Consider the following 7871-nt stretch of genomic DNA (forward strand, 5'->3'; position numbering starts at 1 on the left):
TCGCGGGCAGGGCCTGCTCCGCGGCCTCTCGGACGGGCGACGCTCGCGCGCCCAGGATGAGAACGCGGCCTTGCGGCGCCGGGACCGAGATCCAGGCCGCTGCGCTCCATCTCGTCAGCGGGGCCGCGCCGATGCCGGGCGCACGCCCGGGCATGGCGTTCGCAGGCTGGGCCAGGCGCGCGGCCTTGTGGTGGCCACGGCCGTGAAACCCGGGCTGTCGCTGCGCACGGCGCAGCAGCTGGCGCTCACGCCGCAACTGCAGCAGGCGATCCGGCTGCTGCAGCTCTCGACGCTCGAGCTGGAGGCCGAGATCGAGCAGATGCTGGCCGACAACCCGTTCCTGGAGCGAGAGGAAGACAGCGCAGCGGCGCAACCGGACGACGAACCAGCCCGCCCCGCTGGCGAGGCGGGCGCCGATGCCGTCTCGGGCGAGGACGCCGAAGGCGCGGAGGGGCCGCCGCTTCCGGAGCTCGAGATGCCGCGCGACTGGAGCGGTGATGCCGACACCAGCCTGGCACCGGATGATCGTGAATGGGACCTGACCGCGCTGGTGGGCGCGGGGGGCTTCGATGGCGACGAAGCGCCGGACCCGGGCGAGCGCGGACAGGCCGACGAATCGCTGCAGGCGCACCTGCTGCGTCAGGCGCTGGCGCTGCGGCTGGCGCCGGAGGACGCGGCGGCGCTGCGCTTCCTGATCGAATCGCTCGACGACGACGGCTATCTGCCCGACTCGCTGGCCCAGCTCGCGGCCACGCTGAGCGACGAGGATGACGATCTGGAAGCGCTGGAGCAGCTGATCCACCACTTCAACCTGGCGCTGCGCCTGCTGCAGACCATGGAGCCGATCGGCGTCGGCGCACGCAGCCTGGCCGAGTGCCTGGTGCTGCAACTGCGGGCGCGCCAGGCGGCGTCGGATCCGGCGGACAGCACACGGGCGGCAGTCGGTCTCGCCCTGCGGCTGCTCGCGCTGCCCGACGCGCTCGACTGGATCGCGCGGCGCGACCTGCGCCGCATGACCGCCGCCACCGGTGCCGACGAGGCCGCACTGCGCGTTGCCCTGGCGGTCATCGGTACCCTCGAGCCCAAGCCCGGTCGCCGCTTTGCCTCGGTCGAGCACCAGGTGATCGTGCCCGACGTCATCGTCAGCGCCGGCGCCGATGGGGCCGATGCGCCGCTGCGCGTGCAACTCAACCCGGACGTGCTGCCGCGCCTGCGCGTGCACACCGCCTATGCGCGCGCCCTGCGGGGCGCCGGTGATGGCCACGCCGCCTTGTCGCAGCATCTGCAGGAAGCGCGCTGGTTCGTGCGCAACATCCAGCAGCGCTTCGACACCATCCTGCGCGTGGCGCGCGCCATCGTCGAGCGCCAGCGCGGCTTCTTCACGCATGGCGAGCTGGCCATGCGGCCGCTGGTGCAGCGCGAGCTCGCAGCCACCCTGGGCGTGCATGAATCCACCATCTCGCGCGTCACCACCGCCAAGTACATGGCAACGCCGCGCGGCACCTACGAGCTCAAGTACTTCTTCGGCTCGGCGCTGGCCACCGAGGCCGGCGGCAACGCCAGCAGCACGGCGGTGCGCGCGCTGATCCGCCAGTTCATCGAAGCCGAAGACCCGGCCCGACCGCTGTCCGACAACCAGATCGCCGGGCTGCTCAAGGAGCAGGGCATCGACTGCGCGCGCCGCACCGTGGCCAAATACCGCGAAGCGCTCAAGATTGCCCCGGCGCAGTTGCGCAGGGCGCTGTAGTCTCCAGGGGGAGTCCATCATGGCCCGCATTGTTTTCGACCTCCCCGATCGCTTCGGCTTTGCCACCGAACTGCAGGTCTACATCAGCCACGTCAACCAGGGCGGACACCTGGACCACGCCCAGTTGATTAGCCTGGTGTCCGAGGCGCGGCTGCGCTTCTTTCGCGCGCTCGGTTATCGCGAGGGGCAGATCGATGGCACGGCCGTGGTCGTGGGCGACCTGCTGGCGCAGTACAAGTCGGAAGCCTTCCACGGCGAGACGCTGCGCATCCGCATGCAGCCCGCCGACTTCAACCGCTACGGCTTCGATCTGGTGTTCTGCATGACCGAGCTGACGCAAGGCCGCGAGGTGGCGCGCGGCAAGACCGGGATCGTCTTCATCGACGCGGTCACGCGCAAGGTCACACCGATTCCGGACCGCATGCGGCGCCAGCTGGTGGCGTGCGCGCAGGGGCCGGGCGTGGTGCCATGAAGACGCTCAACCTGTTCCTGCCCTGCGCCGGCGGCGTGGAGGACTACCTGGCCGACGAGGTGCATGGCCTCACCGGGCTCGTCGGCGAGGACCTGCTCACCTTGCGCGGTGGCGTGCGCGTGCGCGGCGACTGGGACCTGGTGCTGCGCCTGAACCTGCTGAGCCGCCTGGCGCAGCGTGTGCTGATCGAGCTGGCGCATGCGCCGTGTCGCGACGCCGACGCGCTCTATGCCCTGGCTGCGGGCGTGGCCTGGGAAGACTGGTTCACGCCACGCCAGCGCTTTCGCGTCGACCTGACGGCCCAGGCGAGCTCGCTCGCCAGCCTGAACTTCGCCACCCTGCGCGTCAAGGACGCCGTGGCGGACCGCTTTCGCGCGCAGGCCGGCGGCGTGCGCCCGAGCATCGACACGCGCCACCCGGACGTGCGCGTGACGGCACACCTGGACGCCGACCACGCGACGCTCTACATCGACACCAGCGGCGAGCCCCTGTTCAAGCGTGGCTGGCGCCAGGACAAGGGCGAGGCGCCGCTCAAGGAAACCCTGGCTGCCGCCATGCTGGCCGCCTGCGGCTGGTGGCAGCCGGCCACGCGCACGGTGTCGGCGCTGCCGCTGTACGACCCCTGCTGCGGCTCCGGCACGATCGTGATCGAGGCTGCGCAACTGGCGCTCGGAGTGCCGGCGGGCGGGCAACGCCACTTCGCCTTCGAGCGGCTCAAGCCCTTCGTGCCGGCGGCCTGGCAGGCGCTGCGCGGGGAGCTCGCGCAGGCCCAGGCGCCCGTGGGACCTGCGGCCGCGGCGCGCATCTTCGGCAGCGACGTGGCGCACCGCATGGTCGACTTCGCGCAGCGCAATGCCGCGCGCGCCGGCGTCGCCGAGGCCGTGCAGCTGCGCGGTGGCGACGCCCTGCAGCGCCTGCCCCCCAGCGCCACGCCCGGCGTGCTGCTGCTCAATCCGCCCTACGGCGAGCGCATCGCTGCGGCGGGCGTGGCCGGCGCCAGGGGCCACGGCCGCGAGGCCTTCCAGCACGCTGGCGGGGTCGAGCGCCACACCGGCGACGAGTTCTTCGCCCGCCTGGCCGCACACTGGAAGACTCACTACGGCGGCTGGACCGCCTGGCTGCTGAGTCCCGATCCGAAGCTGCCGGGGCGCCTGCGCCTGAAGGAGTCGCGCCGCGTGCCGCTGTGGAACGGACCGATCGAATGCCGCCTGTTCCGCTTCGACCTGACCGCGCGCGGCGCGGGCCAGGCCACACCGCCGTCGCCCGGCGGACCGGGGTAGATGCAGGGCGCCCGGGATTCGCACGGCTCTGGCGCCCTGCCGGACCAGCCGGCCGACGGCGTGGCGCGGGTGGTGATCGACACCAACCGCGTGCTCGACCTGTGGCTGTTCGACGAGCCGGCGACGGCGGGCCTGGCGCAGGACATTCGCTCGGGCGCCCTGTGCTGGCTGGCGCACGACGCCATGCGCGTGGAACTGGCGCGGGTGCTGGGCTATCCCGCGCTGATCCGGCAGTGCGAGCGGCGCGGCCGGGACGCGGCTGCGGTGCTGGCGGCCTTTGATCGCTGGCCGCAGCCGGCGCCCGTCGCCGCGCCCGCGCCGCTGCGCTGTCGCGACCCGGACGACCAGATGTTCATCGACCTGGCGGTCGCCTGGCGCGCCGAGCTGCGGAGCCGCGACCGCGCCGTGCTGGAACTGCGGCGCCCGCTGGCGGCGCTGCGCGTGCGGCTGCATCCGTGAGCCGCACGCGGGCTGTGGTCCAACACGCGGGGCGAACCCGCCGCGCGCTGGCGCGTGCGCCTCTGCCTCTGGACGGCGCGGCCTGCACTGACGAGCACTTCCTGTCGCTGCTTCTGGTGGACGAGTCCGATCCAGCGCAGGAGGGCCTTGCACGGGCCAACGCCAGTGACTGCTGCGCCGCATGGCGGGCTGGAACGGCACGCTCGACGAGTTCGCCGTTTCCCATCAGCACGGCGAAGCCGGCATCACCGAAGCCGACCGGCCACAGGGCACGACCGTCCCCTGCCGTGCCCCCGGGACCAGCCGTCTGGCGGCTGGGAGGGCGGCGACAGCACCGGCAAGACCATCGTTTTCCTCCACTTCCTGCCGCGGTGCCTGCGCAAGCAGACCCGCACGGTGGTGGAGTGACTTGAGACTCCCGTTACCATTGAGCCCGGATCCAGCAGCTGGCCGCTTGCGAACGTCTGGAAGCCTGCATGAACATTGAACTTGACCCCTTTGATCGCGCTCGCCTGCTGGGCGGACGCCAACCGCCCGCCGGCACCGCCCTCGCCGTGCCATGCGGCCTTGCCCGTCGCGCGGCATTGCCCAGCGCATCCAGCTGCCGGATCTAGGCTGTGTCCATGGACGACGCCCTGCAGACCCTTGCGGACAAGCTGCGCAACGCCAGCGAGCGCGGCCGGCCGCTGCGCGTGCGCGGCGGCGGCACCAAGGACTTCTACGGCCAGCGCCTGCATGGCGAGTTGCTCGACCTGCGGCCGCTGACGGGCGTCCAGGCCTACGAACCCACCGAGCTGGTGGTCACGGCCCTGGCCGGCACGCGCCTGGCGGAACTCGAGGCGCTGCTGGCCGAACAGGGCCAATGCCTGCCGTTCGAACCGCCGCGCTTCGGCGTCGCCGCCACCGTGGGCGGCATGGTTGCGGCCGGTCTGGCCGGGCCGGCGCGCGCGAGCGTCGGCGGCGTGCGCGACTACGTGCTGGGCATGCAGCTGATCAACGGCCGGGGCGAGCTGCTCAAGTTCGGCGGCCAGGTCATGAAGAACGTCGCCGGCTACGACGTCAGCCGCCTGCTCGCGGGCTCGCTGGGCACCCTGGGCGTGATTGCGGAGGTCAGCCTCAAGGTGATGCCGCTGCCGCCGGCCGAATGCACGCTGCTGTTCGAATGGTCCGAGACCACGGCGCGCCAGCAGCTCAACCGCTGGGGTGGCCAGCCGCTGCCACTCAACGCCAGCTGCTGGGCCGACGGCACGCTGGCGGTGCGCCTGCGCGGTGCCCGCGCAGCCATCGAGGCAGCGCGTCGCAGCATGGGGGGTGAACTGCTGGAGGGCGAGCGGGCCAGCCGGCAGTGGAGCGCGCTGCGCGACCAGAGCCTGCCATTCTTCCGCCTGGCGCCGGGCGAGGCGCTCTGGCGCGTCAGCATGCCCGACACCGCGACGCCGCTCAATCTGGGACCGACCCTGGTCGAATGGCATGGCGCGCAGCGCTGGCTGCGCCTGCCGCAGGACGCCGCCGTCCACGTGCGCGCCGCCGCTGCGCGCGCCGGCGGCCACGCCACGCTGTTTCGCGGCGGCGATGGCCAGGCGCCGGTATTCACGCCCTTGTCCGCACCGTTGCAACGGATACATGCGCGGCTCAAGCAGGCGTTCGACCCGGCCGGTATCCTGAATCCGGGTCGCATGTACTTGGATTTCTGATGCAGATCACGCTCGCGCCCGAGTTCCAGGGCACCCCCGAAGGCGAAGAGGCCGAAGCCATCGTGCGCAAGTGCGTGCACTGCGGCTTCTGCCTGGCCACCTGTCCCACCTACCAGCTGCTGGGCGACGAGCTGGACAGCCCGCGCGGGCGCATCTACCTGATGAAGCAGGTGCTGGAAGGCCAGGCGCCGACACGCGAGACCCAGCTCCACCTGGACCGCTGCCTGACCTGCCTGAACTGCGAGACCACCTGCCCGAGCGGCGTGCTGTACGGCAACCTGGTCGATATCGGGCGCCAGATCGTCGAGCGCAAGGTGGCGCGGCCGGCGGGCCAGGCGCGCGAGCGCGCCGTGCTGCGCACGGGCCTGAGTTCGCCGCTGTTCGGCCCGGCCATGCGCGTGGGTCAGGCGGTGCGTGGCCTGCTGCCGGAAAAGCTCAAGGCCAAGGTGCCCGAGCGCCGCGGCCCCGGTGCCTGGCCGCGGCGCACCCACGCGCGCAAGGTGCTGCTGCTGGAGGGTTGCGTGCAGCCCTCGATGATCCCCAACATCAACGCCGCCACCGCGCGCGTGCTCGACGCCGCCGGCATCGAATGCGTGCTGCCGCGCGGCCAGGGCTGCTGCGGCGCGATCAAGTACCACCTGGCCGACGGCGAAGGCGGCCTGGCGCAGATGCGCGCCAACATCGACGCGTGGTGGCCGTACATCGAGCGCGGCGCGGTCGAGGCCATCGTCATCAACGCCTCGGGCTGCGGCAAGATGGTGAAGGACTACGGCCACCTGCTGCGCCACGACACGCACTACGCCGAGAAGGCGGCACGCGTCACCGAGCTGGCGCGCGACCTGAGCGAGCTGCTGCCCGACATCGCCACCGCGCTGGCCGGGCGCGTGCGTCCACCGGCCGAAGTGCTGGCCTGGCATGCGCCCTGCACCCTGCAGCACGGCCAGCAACTGCGCGGCGGCGTCGAGCGCTGGCTGGGCGAACTCGGCTTCCAGTTGCGCCCGGCCCTGCACGAAGCCCACCTGTGCTGCGGCTCGGCCGGCACCTATTCGGTGCTGCAGCCCGAGCTGTCGCTGCAGCTGCGCGAGCGCAAGCTGGCCAACCTGCAGGGCGAGCACGCCGCCGAGCGCCCCGCGGCCATCCTGTCGGCCAACATCGGCTGCATCACCCACCTGCAGGCGGGCACCGAACTGCCGGTGCGCCACTGGATCGAGCTGCTGGACGCGGCGATGGGGTGATGCCGCTTCGCGTTCGAGACGGTGAAGCAGGGCGCCGGCGCGCGCCGGCATGGCGAAATGGCTCCGCTGCGCGTCAACCTGAAGCCGGCGATTGGATGCATCCGCCAGTGCCGCAGGAGGGGCGGACGGTCACTCGTAGCTGACCAACGTGAACAGCGGCAGGCCCGATTCACGCAGCCGCCGCGAGCCGCCGAGTTCGGGCAGGTCGACGATGGCGGCGCCTTCCATCACCTGGGCGCCCAGGCGCTCCAGCAGCCTGCGGCCTGCCATCATGGTCCCGCCGGTGGCGATCAGGTCGTCGATCAGCAGCACGCGCTGGCCCGGCCGGACGGCGTCGGTGTGCAGCTCGACCGAGGCACTGCCGTATTCGAGCTCGAACGTCTCCTCCACCGTGCTGAACGGCAGCTTGCCCTTCTTGCGGATCGGCACGAAGCCGACGCCCAGTTCGTAGGCCACCACGCTGCCGAGGATGAAGCCGCGCGCGTCCAGCCCCGCCACCACGTCGGGGCGCAGCGCCGGCGTCATGTAGCGGTGCACGAAGGCATCGATCAGCACGCGGAACACGCGCGGGTCCTGCAGCAGCGGCGTGATGTCGCGAAACTGCACGCCCGGCGTCGGCCAGTCGGGCACGGTGCGAATGTGCTGGCGCAGGTAGTCGGAGGCGGCAAGCGGCATGGTCATGGGCGGGCCCTGCTGACGGACGGATGTGACAAGCTGTGATTGTGCCTGTCGCGTCGGAGGGTGCGGCACTCGGCCACCCCGGCTGCCGCACATTCAGGGCTGCAACGACCGACCCCGGTCGCGCCGGCACGACGGATGATGGTTTCGTCGCTGAAGCGCAGCGAGGCCATCACGCTTGTCGTTCGTCACGTCGAACGCCCGTTCGCATCATCCCAGGAACGGCAGTTGGACGCGTTCGCCAGCACCGCCATCGGCGTGGCAGGCGAGGGTGAGCGCCGCGGCTCCACAGGCGCCTGCGCGCCT

7 protein-coding genes are annotated in these 7871 nt (G+C 71.9%); 6 read left to right on the forward strand and 1 reads right to left on the reverse strand.

Translation table 11 applies throughout. The annotated features are described in order from the left end of the window. The first annotated feature begins 202 nt into the window (after window positions 1-202). The 6 genes from rpoN (at window position 203) to glcF (ending at window position 6887) form a co-directional block, all read left to right on the forward strand. On the forward strand, window positions 203-1747 hold the full coding sequence (rpoN, locus tag PKA16_RS14215) for an RNA polymerase factor sigma-54 (protein WP_324404187.1): 1545 nt from the start codon (window positions 203-205) through the stop codon (window positions 1745-1747). 19 nt (window positions 1748-1766) lie between these two features. Next, window positions 1767-2219 (forward strand): thioesterase family protein, encoded by a 453-nt coding sequence (locus PKA16_RS14220; RefSeq protein WP_324404188.1) that lies wholly within the window; start codon window positions 1767-1769, stop codon window positions 2217-2219. Then, complete coding sequence (locus PKA16_RS14225; protein WP_324404189.1) at window positions 2216-3499, forward strand: THUMP domain-containing protein; 1284 nt, start codon at window positions 2216-2218, stop codon at window positions 3497-3499. Before PKA16_RS14220 ends, PKA16_RS14225 begins: the two co-directional genes overlap by 4 nt. Then, window positions 3500-3958: a PIN domain-containing protein gene (locus tag PKA16_RS14230; protein WP_324404190.1), complete on the forward strand. Its 459-nt coding sequence runs from the start codon at window positions 3500-3502 to the stop codon at window positions 3956-3958. It begins immediately after the preceding gene. 623 nt (window positions 3959-4581) lie between these two features. Next, window positions 4582-5652: a glycolate oxidase subunit GlcE gene (gene glcE / locus PKA16_RS14235; RefSeq protein WP_324404191.1), complete on the forward strand. Its 1071-nt coding sequence runs from the start codon at window positions 4582-4584 to the stop codon at window positions 5650-5652. Beyond that, complete coding sequence (gene glcF, locus PKA16_RS14240; protein WP_324404192.1) at window positions 5652-6887, forward strand: glycolate oxidase subunit GlcF; 1236 nt, start codon at window positions 5652-5654, stop codon at window positions 6885-6887. The genes glcE and glcF overlap by 1 nt, the downstream gene beginning before the upstream one ends. Before the next feature lie 129 nt (window positions 6888-7016). Here glcF and PKA16_RS14245 read toward each other — a convergent pair whose 3' ends face one another. Beyond that, on the reverse strand, window positions 7017-7568 hold the full coding sequence (locus PKA16_RS14245) for an adenine phosphoribosyltransferase (protein ID WP_324404193.1): 552 nt from the start codon (window positions 7566-7568) through the stop codon (window positions 7017-7019). Window positions 7569-7871 lie beyond the last annotated feature (303 nt).

This window comes from Ottowia sp. (assembly GCF_035325765.1).
Classification (GTDB): domain Bacteria; phylum Pseudomonadota; class Gammaproteobacteria; order Burkholderiales; family Burkholderiaceae_C; genus Ottowia.

Coding starts and splice junctions, on each gene's coding strand:
- glcF (WP_324404192.1), top strand. CDS start 5,652: ATGCAGATCACGCTCGCGCCCGAGTTCCAGGGCACCCCCGAAGGCGAA.
- PKA16_RS14230 (WP_324404190.1), top strand. CDS start 3,500: ATGCAGGGCGCCCGGGATTCGCACGGCTCTGGCGCCCTGCCGGACCAG.
- PKA16_RS14220 (WP_324404188.1), top strand. CDS start 1,767: ATGGCCCGCATTGTTTTCGACCTCCCCGATCGCTTCGGCTTTGCCACC.
- PKA16_RS14245 (WP_324404193.1), bottom strand. CDS start 7,568: ATGACCATGCCGCTTGCCGCCTCCGACTACCTGCGCCAGCACATTCGC.
- glcE (WP_324404191.1), top strand. CDS start 4,582: ATGGACGACGCCCTGCAGACCCTTGCGGACAAGCTGCGCAACGCCAGC.
- PKA16_RS14225 (WP_324404189.1), top strand. CDS start 2,216: ATGAAGACGCTCAACCTGTTCCTGCCCTGCGCCGGCGGCGTGGAGGAC.